Below are 21,781 nucleotides of genomic sequence, written 5' to 3'. Positions count from 1 at the left end.
AAACATCATGATGGCGTCACGCTTTGATCACAAAACAATTCTTATAACAGGTGCAGGAACGGGCATGGGGCGAGCCACTGCCTTACGCTTAGCCAGGGAAGGAGCACAACTTGTTCTCGTCGGTCGACGATTGAAACCTCTGACAGAACTGGTAACAGATATAGAGCAATTAGGGGGTACGGCCATAGCATTAGCTTGTGATATAACGCAAGAAACCGAAGTACAGGAAGCAGTGAGCCAAGCAGTGAATCGCTTTGGAAAGCTTGACGGCGTTTTTGCCAATGCAGGTATATTAGGCGAGTTCAAACCCTTACAAGAAACTGACGTAGCTGATATCAGCGCGCTCGTCGCTACCAACCTCAAGGGCACATTTCTTACGATAAAGCATTGTTTGAGCGCTTTAGACCAAGGCGGCTCTATTCTTATCAATGCATCATGGACCGCTAACGCCGTAATGCCAGGTACGGGGGCTTATGCAGGTACCAAAGGAGCATTACTTTCGATGATGCGAACCTTAGCCGTTGAGCAAGGAAAGCACGGTATTAGGGTGAATGCGATTAACCCCGGAATCATCCTGACGCCTATGGCGGACGAAGTACTCAATACCGACCTTTCAGCCAAACTCAAAGCTCAAACGCCATTAGGGAGAAATGGCACTCCCGATGACGTGTCAGGTACTGTTGCTTGGATTTTATCTGAAGATGCCCCATTCATAACCGGACAGGAAATCACTATTGACGGAGGCTATACCATTGGCGGCATTAGACTGTAACGCCGTTTAGATGACAAATGCTTAGCTAGTATCACAAAAAACGACCCGAATAGGGTCGTTTTTAAGAGCCTTACACCGCTACGATTTAACCGGCTCACGCATGGTTACAAACTCTTCAGCGGACGTTGGGTGTATACCTATGGTTGAATCAAACACCGCTTTGGTTGCACCCGCTTTAAGTGCGACAGCCATGCCTTGAATTATCTCCCCTGCATCCGCACCCGCCATATGAATTCCCAATACTTTGTCTGTCTTTTTATCAACAATCATTTTCATTAAGGTACGTTCGGGATTATCAGCTAAAGTATTTTTCATCGCCCGGAAATCGCTGCGGTAGATATCAACATCAAAACCACGTTCTCGTGCTTGCTCTTCGGTAATACCAACAGTGCCGATATTCGGTTGGCAAAATACGGCCGTCGGGATTAAGTCGTAGTCCACCGCGGGATTACCTGCTTCGTAAAGATGACGGACTAAAGCCATACCTTCAGCTAAGGCTACCGGTGTTAATTGCACTTTATCCGTTACGTCACCTAACGCGTAAATTGAAGGAACGCTCGTTTGAAAGCTGTCATTAACAATGATGGCACCGTTGTTTTGCTGCTTAACCTCTACGTTTTCTAAACCTAAATCCACAACATGAGGTACTCGGCCAGTAGCATATAATACGCAATCAGCGATTTGCTCGGAGCCATCGGAGTAGTTCAGTTTGAGCTCTCCACTATCGAGTTTAGTAATTTCCTTTACGGTAATACCATAGCGGAACTCGATACCTTTTTTAGCCATTTCTTCAGCGGCAAATCGGCGTATGTCATCGTCAAAGCCACGTAAAATCATATCACCGCGGTTAACTACCGTAGCACTCGCTCCTAACCCTTGGAAAATACCTGCAAACTCAACAGCAATATAACCGCCACCCACTACCACCGCACGCTTAGGGAACGTTTCAAGATAAAACACTTCGTTAGAACTAATAACATGTTCTTTACCCGGAAACTCGGGAATGAAAGGCCAGCCCCCTGTGGCTAATAAAATGCGTTCAGCCGTATACTGTTTACCGCCCACCTCTACCGTATGTTCATCAACTAAACGACCCCTACCATCAATAAGATCGCAGCCAGAATTAACCAACATGTTTCTATATATACCGTTTAAGCGCTCTATCTCACTGTTTTTGCGATCACGTAAGGTAGCCCAATCAAAATTAGGCGTACCAACTGACCAACCGTAGCCAGCGGCATCGTGAAAGTCTTCGGCATATTTGGAGGCATAGACAAACAGTTTTTTGGGAACACAACCCACGTTAACGCAGGTACCGCCGAGATAGCGGTCTTCAGTGATTGCTACTTTGACCCCTTTTGCGGCGGCCATACGAGCGGTTCTAACGCCACCAGACCCAGCGCCAATAACAAACAGGTCATAATCATATGCAGACACGCGCTACTCCTTCACTTATTGATCGATAAATACATATAAAGGTACTCTAGCTCGCTTCCAGCTACCAATCAAAGATAACTAACAACCTGATAGTTAAATCAAATCGCCAAGAGCGGCCAACTTCCCGTCGCCATGTTATGATGAACAAAATTTGACTAACAGTAAGACACTCATCCCATGAAAGTAATCTCGTTTAACGTTAATGGCATCCGCGCCAGACCCCACCAAATAGAACAACTCATCGCTACTCATCAGCCCGATATTATTGGTTTACAAGAGACCAAGGTAGACGACCCTCAATTCCCTGTAAGCAGCATTACCGATTTGGGGTATCACGTTGAGTTCTTTGGCCAAAAAAGCCACTACGGTGTGTGCCTCATCACCAAAAAGCCACTAATCAGTGTACAAAAGGGCTTTTTGACAGATACCGAGGATGATCAGAAACGCATGATTATCGGCCAATATGAAAGTGATCAAGGCAATCTGGTTACTGTGCTAAACGGCTATTTTCCGCAAGGTGAAAATATAAACCACGAAATCAAATTCCCTGCAAAGAAGCGCTTCTACGAGGATTTACAAGACCACCTCACCACTCATTTATCCAATGATGAACATGTGATTGTCATGGGAGACTTCAATATATCTCCAACCGATTTAGATATCGGCATTGGCGAGGTTAATCGTAAGCGGTGGTTGAAAACCGGCAAGTCGAGCTTCCAGCCTATTGAGCGTGAGTGGTTTGCCCGCTTGTTAAGCTGGGGATTGAAAGATAGCTACCGTAAAATTCACCCAGACCGCGCTGACCGCTTTAGCTGGTTTGATTACCGATCTCGTATGTTTGAGCTAGAACCTAAACGTGGACTACGTATCGATACGCTATTGGTTACGCCTTCGTTACTAGCGGCATGTACAGATGCCGACATAGACTATGATATACGAGCAATGGAAAAACCGTCCGATCATGCACCCGTGTGGGCAGAGTTCGATATTTAATGTAAAAAGCAGAGGCCCACATTAAACAGACTTAACGGGCCTCTGTGTAGACCTACCCGTTACTTATCATTAATTAATAATAAATCGGCATCCACCGAATCCATAATTCGTTCTACAGAGCTACCAATTAGCAGTCGATCCGTTATTCCCCGTGACACAGACCCCATCACAATCACATCAATTAACGCTGATTGACAAAGATCTTCAATCTCTTCATGAAACTCTCCTTGCTCCAAATGGGGAATGGCATCATGCAATGCTTGAGCTTCGAATAACTCGGCTAGAGCCTCTTTGTGCTGCTGGGTAATACCTTCTTGTAACTTTTGAAAATTCAGGGTCACGTGTTCATTAAAAATAGTGGCTTGAGGAATTGTCGTAAACGCATGCAGCACGTGTTGCTCAGCAACGAGCGCTTGGCTAATTTTTTTAAAAACCTCGATAATTTTTAACTCAAGTAACTCTGAACGGCTACCTGGATGGAACGGGTCGATCGCCGCAAGAATACGCGGATGACTGCCCCAAGCTGACTCTTTAATCACTAACAAGGGTTGCTCTACTTCCGCCACCAATTTCCACTGACCTTGATTGAGTACGTAACTTCCTTTGTGCAAATTAAAAGGTGCCACAATCAAATCAGGCGAGAAGTGATTAGCTTTAGCTGTGATCGTTGCCGCGTAATCTTTGTGCCAATCTACATCATATCCAACAGATACACCTCGGGATTGCAGCACTTGTGATAATTCAACTAGTTGTTTCTCAAGCCCCTTTACATAGCCTTGAATCGCTTGTTTTTCTGCTTCACGATCAAAGCGATAAGCATTATGAAGCGCCCCACTATAGCCAACCGCGTACAACTCAACTAAGGCATCTAGCTGAAGTGATAACGTGGTAACTTTATTGAGGTAGTAATCGGGAAATACACCATCAATCCATTGTGTTGGATCGATCAAAACTAGTAATTTTCTCATGAGTTATCTCCCTAGCATTCGCCATTCTCTGAATGCGCTTTACCGCATTCACCGTGTTAGTCGTCTGGCTGGTAAATTATCTTTTTATAATAATTAGATTATCCGCGTCGCGAATGAGTTCATTGCGTCTTCATGACCTAGATCTATATTTGTACAGTCTAAATTCAGCTATTTGTTATAGGCTTAAATGTTAGGAATAATTGAGTACATATTGGCGTTTTTGTACAATCAACGTCATACTTTTGGTCAAGTCCTATGAGCGCTGATTTGCTCTTACTAATAACAATATTCACTAATTATGGAGTCTACATTGGCTACAACTGAACTTGACTCAACCCCAGAAGCTCTCTCATCAATGAAAAGCAACGCGGCACAAGCGGCCAAACTCATGAAAGCCCTTGGCAACGAAAGCCGGTTATTGATCTTATGCCATCTCGATAATAAAGAACTATCGGTTACCGAACTTAACAACCAAGTCGACTTAAGCCAATCAGCCCTATCTCAACATTTAGCCATTCTTCGCAATGATGGCCTAGTACAGACACGGCGAGAGTCGCAAACCATTTACTATTCGCTAGCAGGTGACAAGGCAAAGCGTATTATCCATACACTGCACGAAATGTTTTGTCCTAACTTGTAACCTTTATTATTCACGAGAACAATAAACAAATGAGTGTTTAGAGCGACTCACCATCCGCGAACACTCGTGAATTCTTATTAGCTATTGATGTAAACGCGTTATCTGCCACTCTTCTGTTGGTTCATTTAGCATCATCCTCATTTCTACGACTTCATCTTCGGCATTAAAAACATTGGTAAAACCAAGCTTGGCAGCTAAACCTTGCATTCCTTTATTGGCTGGCAATGTAGAGCCTTCAAGCAAAAGCGTGCCTCGCTCTTTGCAGTACTTGATGACTTTAGACATTAAGATTCTCCCTAACCCCTCCCCTTGCAGGTCATCACGTATAACCACTGAAAACTCACTTCGGATATTATCGGCATCGGTCACCGCCCTAACAACTCCCAAGGTTTCGGGGCCTTTTCCATCTAAACGAGGAGCCGAAACAATAAATGCCATTTCACGGTCGTAATCTATTTGAGTCCAAGTAGCTAATTCTTGGTGTGTAGGTATACCGCGGCTATAAAAATAGCGCATGCGGATAGATTCGGGGCTGAGCTGGTTGTAAAAAAGGAGATGCTCAGGCTCGTCTTCTGCCCGTATAGGTCTAACAACAGCAGGTCGCCCTGAGCGTTTAAGGGTAATTGGTTCTTCTAAATTGCCGGGGTAAGGCGATATAGATAAGCGTGAAGGCTCTCCCAGCGACACGGATGCATCAACCGCCAATATTCCGAGCTTATTGAGTAGCAGTGGGTTAATTTCTAAGCATTTTAATTCGGGAAGATCGACGACCATTTCTGACAGTTTGATAATCAATTCACATAACTGCTCTACATCACGCTCAGGTTGATAACTGCGCTCATTGATAATGCGGTAAACGCGTGAGCTTTTAACGAGCTCCAGCGCTAGAGACATATTCATTGGAGGCAACATAACATGTCGATCAGCTAGCACATCGACCGCATAACCGCCTGCACCAAATACAATCAACGGCCCATAGGTTGGGTCTCGTGTGATGCCCACATTGATTTGTAAAGATTGAAAACCTCGTTTCATCTGTTGCACACAAAAGCCAAACAGCTCACTTTCGCTAAAGCGCTCACTCATACGGTACGCAAGCTTAGTGGTGGCATGCCTTACCTCACTGATGGAGTAAATATCTTGCGCGAGGTCATGCCATCGCTGTCGGCTGTTTTCGTCGTAATTAAATGGATAAACATTTTCAACGTGCAGTGCTTTAACCGCGACAGAGCCTCCTAATTCACGCGCCAGCGCTATAACGCCATTGATGTCATCAGCGTAGTAGCTATTCTGTACCGGTATATCGTACAGCTCTAATAAAGCGCACACTTCGGAGTGGGTTAAGAAATCTCTATTTTGCGCCTTAGCATTCTCCAATAAACCAACGGCTTTTTGATGATTTTGAGAGTTTTGCTCAACATAAGTAGGCGGTGTTTGGCGCATAGTAACTTGGTTACGGTGGTAATCAACCATGTGCATAAAAGCATCAATGGCTTCTTCAGGCGTAATAAATGTCGCTACATTAACCGAATTACAATGGTTACGAGCTGCAATAGCAGTAGCTCTCCCCATCCAGCAAGTTAAAATATTACGCATGGATTTACGAGCGACCTTTACCACTTCCTGTGCTGTTTCCAAACTAGGTGCTAGACGTGTGGGTGCATGAATACATAGCACCGAATCGACTGAAGCATCTTTTACTAAAATAGCGATTACTGCAGCAAAGCGCTCAGGGGTTGCATCCGTGTTTATGTCGAGAGGGTTTTTGCCATTCCATTCATAAGGGAGCAATGCATTTAATTTAGTGACCGTGTCCTCAGATAATGGCGCAAGCAACCCTCCCCGCTTTAATAAACGGTCTGTGGCTAATGCATTTGGCCCCATGCCGTTGCAGACAATCGCTAACCGCTCCCCTCGTAATGGTTTCATACGCGTTAGGGTTTCAAGCGCGTGAAATAACTCATCCGAAGTTTCTACTCTTACAGCGCCCGCTCGGCGCAAGGCCGCATCATAAATTCGATCTTCATCGGGAATACCTGGGGCTAAAGGGGGTTTATTAGCCTCTTCAAAAATAATATCGGACTTCAAAACGAGCACGAGTTTATTTCTTGAAGCCGCACGTAAAGCCGACAAAAAGCGACGAGCCGAACCAGAAATACGATCTAACTGCAAAAGAATGGCATGGGTATATGGGTCTTTAGAGACATAATCAATGACAGCAGGAAGATCTACATCCACCCCATGTCCCAATGTCATAAAGTGTGAAAAGCCAATTTCTTGCCCATTAGCCCAATCTATCATTGCCGTACCTAGCAACCCCGACTGACCTATGTAAGCGACCTTACCTTTTTGGATATTAACGTGAGAGTAGCTGGCGTTCATTTTTGAACCAGGAACCAAAAGCCCCATACACTCGGGCCCCAAGATACGTATTCCATAAGGTTTTGCGGCTTCTTTAACGTCTTCACCCAAATTCGATACGCGCGGATTACCCGATATTGATAACCCCCCGGTAAGTACCATAGCCGCTTTAACACGATGACTACCCAATTGGCGGACGATATCGGCCACAGATTCTGGCGGAGCACAAATAATAGCCAGATCTGGCATTTCAGGAAGATCAGTTAAGGCGCGATAGCAACGCACACCAAATACAGACTGATACTCCTCAGGGTTAATAGCGAACAACCCTCCGGGAAAACCACTGTCGAGAAGATTCTGCAAGACTATACCACCCATACTTCCTTTACGTTCTGAAGCGCCAAAAACAGCGATTGAACGGGGTTGGAAAAAGCGCTTTAGGTACTTAGTACTCACATTTAATCTCCCGAGGGTGAGCTAACAGTATAAATGATGGGTCGATTTTTTACGTAATAGAAGCATAAGCGGATGGTAGATTTATCACCACGCTTTTTATACAAAATAACGGACAGCTTGGCATAAACAGGCTAAAGACTGCTAACCAGCACCCACATCAATAGTTACGAATCCCATTGTTTAATACAACATCAGCCTGAACATAAAACACCACTTACTTGATTTACATTCAAAAAAAATCACCTAATAAAGGATTTTTTTTCAATTTACAGCAACTGTTCACATCGCTAAAAATTGACACATATTTGCTACGTTACTACCTAACTTCCATTGACTAAACGGGGGACTATTATGGCTGGAAAACAACACAATGATGACTACCTAGACGATGCGGACATCCTAGACGGTGATGATGACATCGATCTTGGCTTTATTAGCTCTCAAAAAAACACTCGGCGCGGTGTGAGAAAAAACATAGAGGAAATGCTAGAAGCACGCGAGCTTCGAAGAAGTATGCAAGACATATTTGATGATGATTTTTAATCTATTGTTTTTAATATATAAATTTGAAATTTCAGTCACAAATCTGTCATGCGATACCTGACCAACAAACACGCTCGTTACCGATTACGAATATCGCAGAAAACGAGATTCTTAATAAAAAAATTTAATTTTTCATAAACAAAAGAAACACACTATATTCGCCAACAAGCACTACAAAGTAATGCTTACCAACGTATTTATTGAGCCGAGCCTACTAAACCGATTAGGCCGGATTAAAGCATGTATTAATATTGAGAAGTGTTTTAAATGACTACTAAGATTCGTGTTGAAAAGCTATCCAGCGACGATATTGATGACTGGAGCGACTTCTACTCCGATGATGAAGAATCAAGCAAGGGTAGAAAAAGGATAGGGTTCAACGGTAAGAAGCGCCGCCTAATTGAAGACACTCTCGAAGAGCGACGCCTGATGAGCCAAATTAGTGACGATCTTGAACAACTGGATTATTAAAAACCTAAACGCTTTCCTTATACGCTAATTAGACTATCATTAATAAGGTATCGTACTGTATGTAGTAGGCGATACACTTAAAACGGCCGCTTTGGTTAGTGTTCTCTCCAACGAGGCTCCAGAGCGGCCGTTCATCCTATACCTGTTATGTCTTAGACCTATGCTCAACGCTACGGCTGCCCAGCTAGAAAACCTCATCGACCTGTTATCCATCAAACCGCCTTATGTTATAGTGCCTCAATTACATACATGATAGGTACACACTGATGGCTATTTCCCTGCAAGATCAACTACTAAAGGCAGGACTGGCGTCTAAAAAACAAGCCAACAAAGTTAAGGCTGAGAAGCGTAAGTCCAAAAAGCAAACATCAACACCAGAAACACCTGCGCTCACTCAAGCCGAGCTACAGGCTGCACGCGAAGCTAAAAAATTACGAGATCAACAACTTAATTTAGGTCGAGAAGCCGAACGAGCAAAAAGGGCTGCCGAAGCCGAAGCAACCCAAATCATTCAACAATTCGAGATTAAGCGTAACCCTGATGCGGAGATCCGCTACAACTATACGTATGGGTCTAAAATCAAAAGCATTTACGTTACACAAGAACAACAAACAATGCTCTCTAAAGGTACTTTAGCGCTTGCCGTACCCGAAGAAGACAACGTTTTTATCATCCCTCCTGACGCCGCCAAAAAAATAGCAGCGCGCAAACCTGAGTGGATTATTCAAGCTAAAAAAGAAGAAGTAGACGAAGACGACCCGTACGCGGCCTACCAAATACCTGATGACCTAATGTGGTAACGTCACGGTTAATAACATTATTTAAGACTCACATAGTGGTGAGTCTTAAATAGCCCAATCAGGCTTCTCTTTGAGAGAACGTAAGTGAGACTGCATTTGCTCACAATTTAATGGCTTAGTGAAAAAATATCCTTGGCCGATGTCACAATCGTATACCCTTAGCAATGCTAGTTGGTCTTCATCTTCTATACCCTCCGCCACCACTTTTAGGCCCAATTTGTGCGCCATCGTAATAACCGTATGGGTTAAGGTCGCATCACTTTTGTTCTCGACCATGTCCATGACAAAGCATCGATCAATTTTCAACGTAGAGACAGGGAATCGGGTTAAATAACTAAGCGAACTATACCCTGTGCCAAAATCATCGATTGATAAAGAGACACCTAACTCTAACAATCCATTAAGAACCGGCTGCACTTCGTCTAAGCGTTGTGCAAGCATTGACTCTGTAATCTCCAGTTCAAGACATTTGGGATTAACGCCCGTTTCTTCCAATACATTTTGAACAGTTTGGATTAAATCCGAATGTGTTAATTGCTTCATTGACACATTAACCGCCATTGTTAACGGGTGATCAGCGTCTTCTTGAAACTTTTTCAGGTCTTCACACGCTTGGTACAGCGCGAATTCACCTAGGCTATCAATGACACCTATTTCTTCTGCTGCTGTAATAAATTCCTCGGGAGAAACAAACCCAAGTTTTGGGCTATTCCAACGCATTAAGGCCTCAAAACCATAGACTTCTCTATTGCTTATGCGATTTTTCGTTTGATAAGCCATGAAGAGCTCTTCATTAACCAACGCCTGACGAACTTCACTTTCCAGTTCAACTTTACGCTTATTACGCTCATCAAGCTCGGTATTGAAAAAGCTGTAACAGCGACGCCCTAAATTTTTAGATTCATATAGAGCGATATCCGCATATTTAAGCAACCCTCCCACATCACCGCTGTCTTCTGGATAACGCGAAATCCCAATACTCACGGACACGAACAAACGCTTACCTTCTAATTTTACCGGTTCTTTTAAGATTTCCATGATGCGTTCGGCTTGCTCTTTGACATCACTTTCATCGGTAAATCGAATGTAAATAAGAAACTCATCCCCACTCATGTGACAGGCTGTCGCGCGCGACATAACGGCTTTTTGTAAACGCATGGCAACCATTTGCAACATTTGATCACCCAGCATGTGACCAAAGGTATCATTCACCTGCTTAAAGTTATCAACGTCCATATAGAGTACGGCTACTTTTTCTTCGTTCTTCCAGGCTTCTTTTAGCTGATCTTCTAATAAATCATTAGTTCTACGCCGATTGGGCAGACCCGTTAAGGCATCGAAATTTGCCTGTTTATATAAGCGCACTTCTGTTCGTTTTCGTTCGGATATATCTTGAGCAACAATGGCATAGTTGGTCAGTAAGCCATCATTATCAGTAATTCCGCTTACCGAAAACGAGAACCATTGTTTTGGCTCTTTAGCTAAACGCTCGCCATACCAACTATCGCCATGATCTAAACTGTGCTTTATGGATTCAAGATCTCGGTTTAATAACCGGTACGGATATACATCCAACAATGCCTTGCCTACCTCTAAGCGACTCCCGACGCCCTGCTTATCGGTCTGGCGTTTGTTATCATATTCAACCATCCAATTCGCATCGGTTACCACCACACTACTGGGGCTTTGCTCCATCGCCTGCGAGAGCTTAAGAACGTTTCGCTCAGCCGTGTCTTTTTCTGTTTCTGATAAAGCGGCACGCTTTAGCACTACACGAAAAATAAAAAAGCCAGCCACAATAAAGATAAGCACAGCCATGGCTACATACTGCATTCGCTCAAACCAGCGGGCTTTTATCTCCGACATATCAACACCACTCACAATATAGAGCTGATATTCAGGCAGATAGCGCGAAGCAATATCTACTTCCTCATTTTGAAACGTTACCGAGGTCGGATTAAGAATGGTTTCTTGTGATAATGTGTCTGTGGATTTTAAGGCGCTAACAAATTCGGGATCGACATAAGTATCTATATAGCCTTCCCAGAAATTGGCCGACTCGGGGTAAGCCGCATATACACGCCCATCGGGTCCAACTATCAGCGAACGCCGTTGCAGGCCATCTTCATCTGATACTTGCCACATTTCACTGTTATCTAAAAGACGATAGGCAGCAACAACATACCCAGTCACTTTCCCTTGAGAATCATAGACCGTTGACTTTATTGGCAGTACGCTTTCGCCAATAAAAGAGGGGCGAAAAGGCAGCCCTATCATTTTGTCATTAACAAATAAGGGCTTCCATTCATCAGCTTTTAGGTCGCCTGTTGTTACTTTGGGTTGATAATTTTCATCCAGTACTGCCATGACTCGCATCTGAGGAGTGGCTTTCAAAATATCCTCTAAGCGTTGCTGTCCAGCATCATAGCTTAAAGAGCTGGCAACAGAATCTAATACACTTTTCTGACGGCTTAAAAATTCACTAATTGCGGATGAAAGACCAATGTTATGAGGGATTAATGAATTATTAGCCTGACTTTTAACCGTATTCCAGGTCACTATGCCAAAAATAACCAGAGCCAATAACATTAAAAAAACCAACAGCCCGTATACGAGCTTGTACCATTTCACGGTATTAGTTTGCACGTTTGGCATGTCATCCCTTAAAAAATAAAAGTCCAGAGCCGTATTCTAACACTTGTTTAAATAGCCTCACATAGGACAAGTGTTCAGTCTGCTCTAGTTTATGCTGCAATCATTTACTGAGATAAGTATAGTGCGTTTTTTATTGAGAGGTATGAAGTGAATACGCGAAATACAAAAGCTGATTTAATACTACTATTGGTCGCGGCTATATGGGGGTTTGCCTTTGTTGCTCAACGAGTAGGCATGGATTATTTGGGGCCATTTGGCTTTAATGCTGCTCGTTTCTTATTAGGCGCGCTATCTCTAGCTCCCCTGTTGTGGCTTATAAAAAACTCAAACGCTTCGGCAAATACTGGCTTTTTGTTAAAAGCGGGAGTGGTGACAGGTCTACTTCTATTCAGTGGTGCATCATTACAACAAGTAGGGCTGATCCACACAACTGCAGGTAATGCAGGATTCATTACAGGGCTTTACATTATATTCGTCCCTATCATTGGTTTGTTTTTTATGCAGAAAAACGGGGCCAACACTTGGTTAGGCGCTGTGCTTGCGGTTATAGGGTTATATTTTTTAAGTGTTAATGAAGGATTCTCCATTAACCAAGGGGATATTTACGAACTCGTAGGCGCTGTATTTTGGGCCTTACACGTCATTGCTATTGGCTATGTAGCCCCAAAGGTCGACAACCTTCGCCTAGCAATCATCCAATTTGTTATCTGTGGTTTACTGTGTTTATTGGTCGCCATTTCTATCGAACGAGCCTCTTTGACCCTCGATAATTTAACCTTAAGCTGGCTACCTATAGCCTATGCAGGCGTTATGTCAGTTGGGGTTGCCTACACCTTACAGATTGTCGCACAAAAAAACGCGTCACCTTCTCATGCGGCTATTATCATGAGTTTAGAGGCTTTATTTGCAGCTATTGGCGGATGGCTGCTTTTAGATGAGCAACTTGATTCAAGAGCGACCCTCGGCTGCTCTTTGATGCTGGCAGGCATGATCATCGCGCAAGTTCGCTTTAAACGACGCGCCAAAACTCAGACTGGATGCCCTACACAGCGGTAGTCGACCACTGTCACACTACTGACTGGCTGCTTAGCAGACGGAAAGATAACGAGCTGCATGCGTGCAGCTCCTTCCCCATGTTTTAATGGCGTACGAATATTACCAGACTCTTGTACTGGCAATGCCTCTCCGTCTTTAACGTTATATAACATTTCTGATTCGCACAAAACGGACACAGCTTCTGCATCTTGTGGCCCTGCAATTGAAATATCAATATCAAGTAGACAAGTAGCAATCACTTCCTTCTCTGCATCTTCCTGACACTCCATGTGCGCATAAGAGGCATGCGCCGTCACTGGTGTATTTTCCTGCCTAACTGCAGCATCCGGCTTAATAAAATCAGCATGCATCCACCCTTCAATCTTTCTGCCATCAGGGTGCACAAAAAAGATATTAGCCCAATCCCCTTCCTTTTTGATCAGTAGAACCTGCTCATTTTTGTGGGCTTGAGCAATCGCTTTATTTTGGGTACCTGGTCCTGCTCTCACATTGATGGGTTCATCAATAACCGTATAGTATTCCAAAGCATGAACGCAGCTCCCTGCTAACAACAAGCTAGCGCATATAAGTCTAATTATTAAGCGCATAAAATCCCCGATAAAAAAGTAAGACAACATCATTTTTTCTTTTATAAACGAATAATAACCATACTATACAGCCAGAGCCACTATACCCCCGTATTAATGTAGAAAAACAAAGGGTATAAGTGCGACAATTAACCGCATTGTCATACCAACGGAACGGTATAAAATAAAAAAGGAGTTAAAGATGCCAAACAAATCACCAGAGATGCATAGTCGAAGGGGAAGAAGAGTCAGCCGCCGTTATAAAAAGCGCCAACGCATACGCATAATCGTTATTACTCTCCTAATTCTATTTATTGGGGGGTTAGTGTCTTTAATAAGCGTATTGAAGAAAACCGAATCATCTTCTGTATTTCACTTGGACCACGAGTGTGTTTTAGGTGAAGACACATGTGTAGCAATATCAGGCGAACAAAAAGTAACGCTTTCTGCCGATGAGAAACCCGAATCGTTAAAAGTAATTACCTTTACAACAACGTTAACTAACATCCACGCTGATCATATTGTTTTGGACTTGCAAGGCAAAAAAATGTTTATGGGCATTAACCAAATTGATATGAAAAAAGTAAATGACAATACTTGGAGCGGCTCAATCGAAATGGCCGTTTGCACAACAGGATCAATGACATGGTTGGCGTCATTATTAATCCATGACGAAAGCCTCGCTTACCCAACCCGAGCAGAATTTGAATTTGTAGCCCAATAACTAATGAAAAACAAAGCGCTAACCCCTTTAAGGGGACTCATCATTTTTACTTTTTTGATACTCATTGGTTTAGGAGTGTTTCTTTTCTTAAAGCCAACAAGCTTACCGAAAGCCATTCAACTAGGAGGGGACTTTACGTTGCAATCGGCAGACGGCCCCGTTTCATTGAGTGATTACCGAGGTAAGGTCGTGGCCATGTACATTGGCTACTCAGCTTGCCCAGATGTATGCCCAACAGCATTAGCGATTATGCGCCAAGCCTTTGTTTCTTTACCACCCGAACAACAACCGTTTGTAGCTGGATTATTTGTTAGCGTTGACCCCGAACGTGATACCCCAGAAAAGCTAAAAACCTACACACAATTTTTTCATCCTGCGCTTACGGGAGTCACAGGCACCAAAAGTGAAATCGATGAGGTAGTTGCATTATATGGTGCATTTTACCGCCGCATTGAAATGGAAGACTCGGCGATGGGTTACGCGGTTGATCATTCATCACGGATTTACTTAATAGGCCCGCAAGGTAAATTACGTAATACCATTTCGCATAACGCCTCACCAAGTGAGCTCATAGAAGCCTTACAAGCTCTACTGCCTTCATCATAATAAAGAGATTGATCCGCATGAGAAAATTACTTATCGCTGCTTTACTATGCCAAAGCACTTTCGCTCTAGCAGATATCGTTGTTAGTGAGCCATACGCACGAGCCGTGCCTCATGGCCAGCTCAATAGCGCAGCATTCATGACCCTTAAAAACTCAGGTAACAAAGCTGTTGATCTCATTTCAGCCAGCAGCCCGGCCGCCGAGCACGTAGAGCTACATACCCACTCTAATGTAGACGGTGTTATGCAAATGCGACAGATAGATAAAGTAACGATTGAGGCTAATCACACAACAATATTAAAACCTGGTGGGCACCACGTCATGTTGATAGGCCTACAACAAGAACTGAATGAAGGGGATAGCATCCCTATGACGTTTACGTTTTCAGATGGCACCACTCAAGAAAAACAACTACCCATTAAATTCGTAATGCCCATGAACATGGATCATTCGAAGCATACTGAGCAATCAACAGAGCATAAACACACGCATTAAGACGCTCTCACGCTCTGCCTCAAATAGCCCCTATGTGAAAAGCATCTAAAAGTATAGGGGCTTTCGGATCTCCGGTACCATAAAACGCCACTAACGCTTCACGAAATGACTGTGCCCTCTTCGACAGGCCATGCTCAGCATAATCAACAACTTGATGATAAACTGCTTCCTTAAATGAGCTATTATCCGTTGCCTCACCATTAAGGTTATCTGCACTAATATAAAACCGATAACCCGCAGCCTGTGACAATATCCACTCGATTGCTTGTGGTTTAACCTCTACTTGCTCAAATGCTTTCTGTTCATCCTCGTTACGACCATCAGGGCGATACCAGTACCCAAAATCTTCCTTTAAGCGACGCTGCGGGCCAGCAATAAGCCAATGAGAAATCTCGTGTAAAGCGCTACTAAAATAGCCATGCGCAAAAATGATTTGGTGGTAACTACACAACTCTGATGCCGGTAGGTAAACCGGCTCATCAGCGCCCTTTACTAGCCGCGTGTTGTAATCAGCAAAACAATCATTAAACAACATTATCAAGTCTTGATAAGCGTGGCGTTTTTGACTCATAAATAAATAGTATTCATTGCTTGCAGTGACTGTTATTTGTTTACTTTATTGAAAATTTTGCCATGTATTCTCGCGCAACCACCAAGTCTGACCGGTTTTTTGATCAATGCGAGCTGCCACATACCCCTTAATATCTTTATCAGCCCGATGAACTTGAACCTCATATAACGAAGGCAAAATATCTGTTGATTCTTCTAACAAGTTCCAACGATTTTGATCCGCTAACCAGGTTTCACCGGAAAATCGATCATACCGTATGAGCACCCACTGCCCTTTGGCAGTATAGCCTGACACTAGCTCATAACTGGACTGTGTTTGTGCTAGTAAATTATTTAGCTGCGCTGTTAATTGTTCAACATTTTGAGGCGAAAGCGATGGCCCAACATTGGCAGAAGCAGCATTAGAAGCCCCATTAGAGGGAACTGTTTGGTTATTCAACATTTCTAACCGAGCTAACAGTATTTGCGCGTTACGCCTAAGTTCAGCCGTATCTGCTCTTATTTGAATCACTTGCTCCTGCAGCGTTAGCAATTGGCCTGATAAATAATTAATTTGATCACCGCCACTTACAGCTGGTTCTCTTTGGGGTGGATCTGAGCGCTTATCTGCAGAAGTTGCTGGAGAATTGGTTTGGGCATCCTCTGATGCTGGCTCAACAGACGGTTGGCCATCTTGCATAGGAACAGTTTCACATCCTGCTAGTAACATTAAGAAGAATACCGCAGAAACTGCTTTGATTTGTGCGTTCAACTTATAACACCTCAGCCAAAAAAAATAGATACGCTAAAATAATGGCTAGAGTATATCAAACATAATGATCAGCAAGGCAACTGAATCAAATAGGCAATCAGCTTAGGCGCTAGACTCACCTTCAATGAGCATTTCATGGACACGCCAAGCTGAAAGCAGCATAGAACACAAACTACCGTACAAACTCACTAGCACCTTAGCTGAGGATAAGTCTCTATCTGCCGAATCGATCTTCCCGCTAATTAAATGTGTTCTATCTGCACGAAAGTTTTCAATCGCACTCAGCGTTTCTTCGCAACCGGCTACAAGCTCTTTAATAACGTGAAAATACTTTTTACCGGGAGACAACATTAAAGAACGTTCCGTAAGCCCAACCAAAGCTTTTAAATTATGCTGCATTGGATCCGGCACAACTTTTACGTTGCGGAGTAACTGATAGCAAAGCTGTTCAACCATTAACCGCATTTGTTCTACGGCCACTTCTGGCTTTTGCTCTAATGAAACAATAGCCTTATTCCAGGTGTCGTGTAACAAGGCTTCTGTTAATACTTGATGAGAACGGGCCACTTGCTCGCTGGTTTGAGTGTCTTTTTCGAGGCTTTCTAAAAAGTCACTAAACTGGTCAATAATGAAGGTCTTTCTGTCTTCGAGTGAGCCACAACTATACTTCAAGCTTTGCCACAAACTCGCAAGATCAGCATGCTCAATTACAAGTGCGGGCACTTTTTCAGACACATCGGCAAGCCCCATAAAAAAGTGACGCAATTTATGGTAATCCGATTCATTAACCTGACGGCCTGTTACATGAGCAATCAATAGATTTCTCATGTAAGTCGCCCTATGTAACAACTTGTTGTCGACTTCGCTCATATTCCCTCATGAGTCTGTGTAAACGAACTTGTAAACTAAGAAGCTACTTATCTTGTAGTACTAACAGTGACTATAACGAATAGTTGTCAGCAATACGAGTCAGTTACTATTTAGCTACACTTTTTCTGCTTACCTTATGTAATCAACTATAGGTGATTATTCCAAGTATACAAATCACGAACCTAACTAATGTAAGATTCGTATTTTTACATAGACAAGATATCTATACGATCAGACATCAACCCATCACTGATAGGATTAATTGACGCTATATCAGGTGTATTAGACTCTTTACTTAACCCTTTGAAATCAAACAAATTGGTATCTGCTAAATGAGAGGGAACCACATTTTGTAGAGACCTAAACATTGTCTCGATTCTGCCCGGATGAGTCTTATCCCATGACTGAAGCATTTCTTTAATAATTTGGCGTTGAAGATTGTCCTGAGAACCACATAAGTTACAAGGGATAATAGGAAACTCTTTTAGTTCCGCATAGACCTCAAGGTCTTTTTCTCGGGCATAAGCCAAGGGACGAATAACCATATTTTTACCGTCATCCGAAACCAACTTAGGCGGCATCGTTTTAAGCTTGCCTCCATAGAACATATTCAAAAATAGCGTTTCTAAAATGTCATCTCTATGGTGTCCCAACGCAATTTTCGTAGCACCTATCTCTTCGGCAAAGCCATAAAGCGTTCCACGCCGAAGGCGTGAGCATAAACCACACGTTGTTTTACCTTCTGGAACAACACTTTTGACTATCGAATAGGTATCGCGTTCAACTATATGGAAAGGCACACCCAGTGATTCTAGATAAGCAGGCAAAATATGCTCAGGGAAGCCTGGCTGCTTTTGATCAAGGTTAACAGCAACAAGCTCAAAGGAAATTGGCGCACTTTTTTGAAGGTTCATTAATATGTCTAACATAGCGTAAGAATCCTTACCGCCAGAAAGGCACACCATAACCTTATCGCCTTCTTCAATCATATTGAAGTCAGCTATCGCCTGTCCCATTTCGCGGCGCAGCCGCTTTTGTAGCTTATTAAGCCGCGTCTTGATCTTTTTCTCAGCCAAAACACTTTCGTCTTCTATATCTATCATCACACTACTATCAGTTATCAGTAAAAACTAAAAACGCATTATAACGAAGGCTTGAACGCTATCCTAATACTTTGCAATAAACAAAGCCCCATCAAAATGGGGCCTTGTGTAGCTCAACTTATAAGAGCATTAGTCAACGATTAACTGATTATTGCTCAACAATTGTTGAATAATATCAGCATCTGTTTGCACGCCTGCTCCTAAATCAGTTGTGCTTTGTAAAGTAATGATTTGGTCGGCATTTGACCCATCTGCGTTAATCCCGCCGTCTGATTTAATATATACAACGGTATCTGCACCTGACTCAGCGAAGTGCAAATATTGATCCAAGGTATCTGTTGTTTCACCCTGTAACAAATCACTCAAATCAAGAACATCTCGTTCATCGCCTGGATTTTGGTATACCGCGAAATCGGTGATCGTATCGGAAGAGCCAGGAGCCCCCCAAATAAAGATATCATCACCTGCATCACCGGATAATAGATCAGATCCTGGGCCTCCAGTGATACGATCATCACCGTCTCCACCGTGAATTTCGTCGTTCCCGTTACCCCCTTTCAATCGATCATTACCGCTATTACCAAAGATAATATCGTTTCCATCGCGACCAATGATTAAATCAGGTCCATCATTAGAGCCGTTTAATGTCTCAGAACCCGTTGTGCCGATAAGCACATTCATTCGTTCTACATCAACCTCAACGTATGATGAGCTTGTATCACCATCCATATCAGAAAGAACAAAGTCCATACGCTCAACGATCGACTCGGAAACACTATCCGGAGCAGTGTAGTTATAGTCACCGTCATCCATATCTACGGTAAAGATACCACCTGCAGAAGTGTTAATAGTGATTACATTCTCAGTTGCATCAAACGAGCTGTTGTTAGCCCCTCCCGATACACTAATTGTACTCGTAGCGATATCAAGGGTGTAAGTCACGCCTTCAACCGTTACAGACCTCACATAGCCTCCATCGGCACCTAGACTTTCTGAAAGCAGAGCCCCTTCAACCAACTTACCGCTAATTGGACTAATAACTGTACCAGCCAACACGTCATCGAGTTCATCAAACGAAGATACAATCGTACCACCAAGGTTTACAGAAGCTTGGCCATCGTAGGCAATAGGGTCGAGATAAGAAACATCATTGATCCCCTCACCCATACCAATTGCAAACGACTTAACTTGGTTAGTATTTAAGAAGTTTGTCCAAGTAGCCTCCTCATTAGCTGAAATACCCGTATCATTACCGTTCTGGTTGTAACCAGTACCGTTTCGGTTACCCGTCAGTGACGAGTTATTACCTGCACCAAACGTAGGTAAACCATCCGAGAAGAAATACGAAATATTCTGCGCTTCCGTTATTTTACCGTTACTGTCGAACGCATTAATTGCATCACCCAACGCCTCATCATAGTTTGTACCACCAGTAGCGCCAGCAGCACGTATAGCCTCAAGCTGAGCGATAGCCGTATCGATATCTTCCCACGAATTACCGTAAGCACTTGCGTTAGAAGAGAAAGTAACGAGTCGGACAGAAACGTCACCAAACTCATCGTAGCGTTGCAACAAAGTAATAATAGAGTCAATTGCGCTCTCAAGACGCGTTTGACCATCAATACCACTATCAAAATCCATGGACCCTGAAGTATCCAAGATAATCATCAAGTTGGTATCAATCATAGCCAGCTCATCTGTTTGGGCCACAACTTGTTCAGGACCATCATCTTCAACAGTAATACGTAACGTACCATTACCTGTTAATGAACCGTCTGAGGCAGAAACACCAAAATCGATCCCAAAGCTATCTTCACCACTGGTATCAGGATGATCTAGCGCTTTAAGAAGATTGAACTGGTAGTTTCCAGAGTCATCGATAGAGATAGTCGCTACTGTCTCTCCGTTTGCGGTGGCTGTCAGGTTTTGAGTACCTGAACCTGACCAAGTAACTGTTTCACCACCGGAAGTTAAAGTAGACGTAGGAGCCGTTAACGTGACTCCAGAGATATTGTCGCCTTCTATATCAACAATATTGACAGTACCATTTACAGACGCGCTATCAGTTGTATCCACTGAGCCGGAAGCCGCATCGCTATCTGGCGAACCATCAATTAAGCCTTCTTCACTAACGTTACCTTCTGTAAAGTCTATGATTGGTGCGTCATTTATAGCGAGTACAGACACCACTACAGTCGCTGTATCACGATTACCGTCTTGATCAACGATGGTGTAGGTGAAGGTATCCGAACCGTTATAATTCGCATCTGGCGTATAGGTAATAGTTCCGTCAGGATTAACAACAATCGAGCCATTATCTGGGTTAGTTGTTGATTCAATCGTGAATGTTTGCCCCTCAGGGTCTACATCATTGCCAAGTACAGAGATAGTGACAGGCGTGTCTTCATTTGTGCTAGCCGTATCATCGGTCGCATCAACAGAACCGTCGGTAATTACTGTATTCGCTACGGATTGAGGCCCAACTTCTGCACGTTCAAACACACCTGCAGAGTCTACAACATCAGTAATGGTTGCGATTAGAGGCTCATCGGCTTCAACAATATCATCAAATGAAGCATCAACAGCAAACTCGGTTTGGCTACCTCCTGTAATAGAAACAGAAGCAGGCAAATTACTCGTATCAGCCCCAGAAGCCGCTGCACCAGACCAATCCAGGTCAACAGAAACCGTGTCACCAGCAGGTACAATTACAGGGTTGCCTTCACTATCAACCAACATCACAGTATAGGTAAGTTGAGCACCTTCAGACACTGAGCTTTGATCTACAGCTATATTAGCGTAAACAGTATCTTCAGCAGTTGCTGTAGTGTCGTCCAGAATCATACCGACACCTACCCCATCAGCGATCGTCGCATTGCTTGGGTTGCTCAACACCATGTCCAGTGTCTCGCTGCCTTCGGCTAAGTAGTCGTCCGCCACCGGTA

Annotated in this window: 20 protein-coding genes; 10 read left to right on the top strand and 10 right to left on the bottom strand. The window is 43.4% G+C overall.

Annotated features, from left to right (window positions below; translation table 11 throughout):
* Nucleotides 1-7: 7 nt before the first annotated feature.
* A complete protein-coding gene (locus OW491_RS10860; protein ID WP_290035975.1) occupies nt 8-772 on the top strand; it encodes an SDR family oxidoreductase in 765 nt (254 codons plus the stop codon).
* 78 nt (nt 773-850) lie between these two features.
* Here OW491_RS10860 and gorA read toward each other — a convergent pair whose 3' ends face one another.
* A complete protein-coding gene (gene gorA / locus OW491_RS10855; RefSeq protein WP_075171901.1) occupies nt 851-2,209 on the bottom strand; it encodes a glutathione-disulfide reductase in 1,359 nt (452 codons plus the stop codon).
* Nucleotides 2,210-2,386: 177 nt separating this feature from the next.
* Here gorA and xthA point away from each other — a divergent pair, with 177 nt between their 5' ends.
* Nucleotides 2,387-3,202 carry an exodeoxyribonuclease III gene (gene xthA / locus OW491_RS10850; RefSeq protein ID WP_290035972.1) on the top strand — a complete coding sequence of 272 codons (816 nt, stop codon included), beginning with the start codon at nt 2,387-2,389 and terminating at the stop codon, nt 3,200-3,202.
* A gap of 59 nt (nt 3,203-3,261) precedes the next feature.
* Here xthA and OW491_RS10845 read toward each other — a convergent pair whose 3' ends face one another.
* Nucleotides 3,262-4,170, bottom strand: a complete 909-nt coding sequence (locus tag OW491_RS10845; protein WP_290035970.1) for a universal stress protein — start codon at nt 4,168-4,170, stop codon at nt 3,262-3,264.
* Between the two features lie 355 nt (nt 4,171-4,525).
* On the opposite strand from OW491_RS10845, the gene OW491_RS10840 reads away from it, so the two are divergent.
* On the top strand, nt 4,526-4,810 hold the full coding sequence (locus tag OW491_RS10840) for a metalloregulator ArsR/SmtB family transcription factor (protein WP_075173445.1): 285 nt from the start codon (nt 4,526-4,528) through the stop codon (nt 4,808-4,810).
* Nucleotides 4,811-4,891: 81 nt separating this feature from the next.
* Here the strand turns inward: OW491_RS10840 and OW491_RS10835 are convergent, their stop codons facing one another.
* Nucleotides 4,892-7,627, bottom strand: a complete 2,736-nt coding sequence (locus tag OW491_RS10835; protein WP_075171898.1) for a GNAT family N-acetyltransferase — start codon at nt 7,625-7,627, stop codon at nt 4,892-4,894.
* A 351-nt stretch (nt 7,628-7,978) separates the two neighbouring features.
* Between OW491_RS10835 and OW491_RS10830 the strand changes: the two genes are divergently transcribed.
* From OW491_RS10830 to OW491_RS10820, 3 genes are all read left to right on the top strand, one after another.
* On the top strand, nt 7,979-8,170 hold the full coding sequence (locus OW491_RS10830) for a PA3496 family putative envelope integrity protein (protein WP_075171897.1): 192 nt from the start codon (nt 7,979-7,981) through the stop codon (nt 8,168-8,170).
* Between the two features lie 267 nt (nt 8,171-8,437).
* The gene (locus tag OW491_RS10825) at nt 8,438-8,641 is read left to right on the top strand and encodes a PA3496 family putative envelope integrity protein (protein ID WP_075171896.1); all 204 of its coding nucleotides are present in this window, start codon (nt 8,438-8,440) and stop codon (nt 8,639-8,641) included.
* A gap of 266 nt (nt 8,642-8,907) precedes the next feature.
* Nucleotides 8,908-9,441, top strand: a complete 534-nt coding sequence (locus OW491_RS10820; protein ID WP_290035966.1) for a DUF2058 domain-containing protein — start codon at nt 8,908-8,910, stop codon at nt 9,439-9,441.
* A 45-nt stretch (nt 9,442-9,486) separates the two neighbouring features.
* On the opposite strand, the gene OW491_RS10815 is transcribed toward OW491_RS10820, so the two are convergent.
* A complete protein-coding gene (locus OW491_RS10815) occupies nt 9,487-12,096 on the bottom strand; it encodes an EAL domain-containing protein (protein ID WP_290035964.1) in 2,610 nt (869 codons plus the stop codon).
* Between the two features lie 147 nt (nt 12,097-12,243).
* Here OW491_RS10815 and OW491_RS10810 point away from each other — a divergent pair, with 147 nt between their 5' ends.
* Nucleotides 12,244-13,152, top strand: coding sequence for a DMT family transporter (locus OW491_RS10810; protein WP_075180040.1), 909 nt, complete (start codon nt 12,244-12,246; stop codon nt 13,150-13,152).
* On the opposite strand, the gene OW491_RS10805 is transcribed toward OW491_RS10810, so the two are convergent.
* Nucleotides 13,125-13,739 carry an SH3 domain-containing protein gene (locus tag OW491_RS10805; protein WP_290035963.1) on the bottom strand — a complete coding sequence of 205 codons (615 nt, stop codon included), beginning with the start codon at nt 13,737-13,739 and terminating at the stop codon, nt 13,125-13,127. The two genes, OW491_RS10810 and OW491_RS10805, sit on opposite strands and share 28 nt — an antisense overlap.
* Nucleotides 13,740-13,920: 181 nt before the next feature.
* Here OW491_RS10805 and OW491_RS10800 point away from each other — a divergent pair, with 181 nt between their 5' ends.
* The 3 genes from OW491_RS10800 to OW491_RS10790 are packed head-to-tail and all read left to right on the top strand — an operon-like array spanning nt 13,921 to nt 15,542.
* Nucleotides 13,921-14,442: a hypothetical protein gene (locus OW491_RS10800; protein WP_290035962.1), complete on the top strand. Its 522-nt coding sequence runs from the start codon at nt 13,921-13,923 to the stop codon at nt 14,440-14,442.
* A gap of 3 nt (nt 14,443-14,445) precedes the next feature.
* A complete protein-coding gene (locus OW491_RS10795) occupies nt 14,446-15,048 on the top strand; it encodes an SCO family protein (protein WP_215152546.1) in 603 nt (200 codons plus the stop codon).
* A 17-nt stretch (nt 15,049-15,065) separates the two neighbouring features.
* Nucleotides 15,066-15,542, top strand: a complete 477-nt coding sequence (locus tag OW491_RS10790) for a copper chaperone PCu(A)C (RefSeq protein ID WP_075171889.1) — start codon at nt 15,066-15,068, stop codon at nt 15,540-15,542.
* A 19-nt stretch (nt 15,543-15,561) separates the two neighbouring features.
* On the opposite strand, the gene OW491_RS10785 is transcribed toward OW491_RS10790, so the two are convergent.
* The 5 genes from OW491_RS10785 to OW491_RS10765 form a co-directional block, all read right to left on the bottom strand.
* Entirely contained in the window at nt 15,562-16,113 is a 552-nt protein-coding gene (locus tag OW491_RS10785) for an elongation factor P hydroxylase (RefSeq protein ID WP_215152547.1), read from the bottom strand.
* Between the two features lie 45 nt (nt 16,114-16,158).
* A complete protein-coding gene (locus OW491_RS10780; RefSeq protein WP_290035959.1) occupies nt 16,159-16,863 on the bottom strand; it encodes a hypothetical protein in 705 nt (234 codons plus the stop codon).
* 102 nt (nt 16,864-16,965) lie between these two features.
* The gene (locus tag OW491_RS10775) at nt 16,966-17,691 is read right to left on the bottom strand and encodes a hypothetical protein (protein ID WP_075171886.1); all 726 of its coding nucleotides are present in this window, start codon (nt 17,689-17,691) and stop codon (nt 16,966-16,968) included.
* Nucleotides 17,692-17,939: 248 nt separating this feature from the next.
* The gene (gene ttcA / locus OW491_RS10770; RefSeq protein ID WP_075180043.1) at nt 17,940-18,836 is read right to left on the bottom strand and encodes a tRNA 2-thiocytidine(32) synthetase TtcA; all 897 of its coding nucleotides are present in this window, start codon (nt 18,834-18,836) and stop codon (nt 17,940-17,942) included.
* Between the two features lie 129 nt (nt 18,837-18,965).
* A partial coding sequence (locus OW491_RS10765; protein ID WP_290035956.1) for a cadherin-like domain-containing protein occupies nt 18,966-21,781 on the bottom strand: 2,816 nt, incomplete at its 5' end.

Origin of the sequence: Neptunomonas sp. CHC150 (assembly GCF_030397555.1) — a bacterium.
Taxonomy (GTDB): Bacteria; Pseudomonadota; Gammaproteobacteria; order Pseudomonadales; family Balneatricaceae; genus Neptunomonas; species Neptunomonas phycophila.
This window is presented reverse-complemented; position numbering and strand designations above follow the sequence as displayed.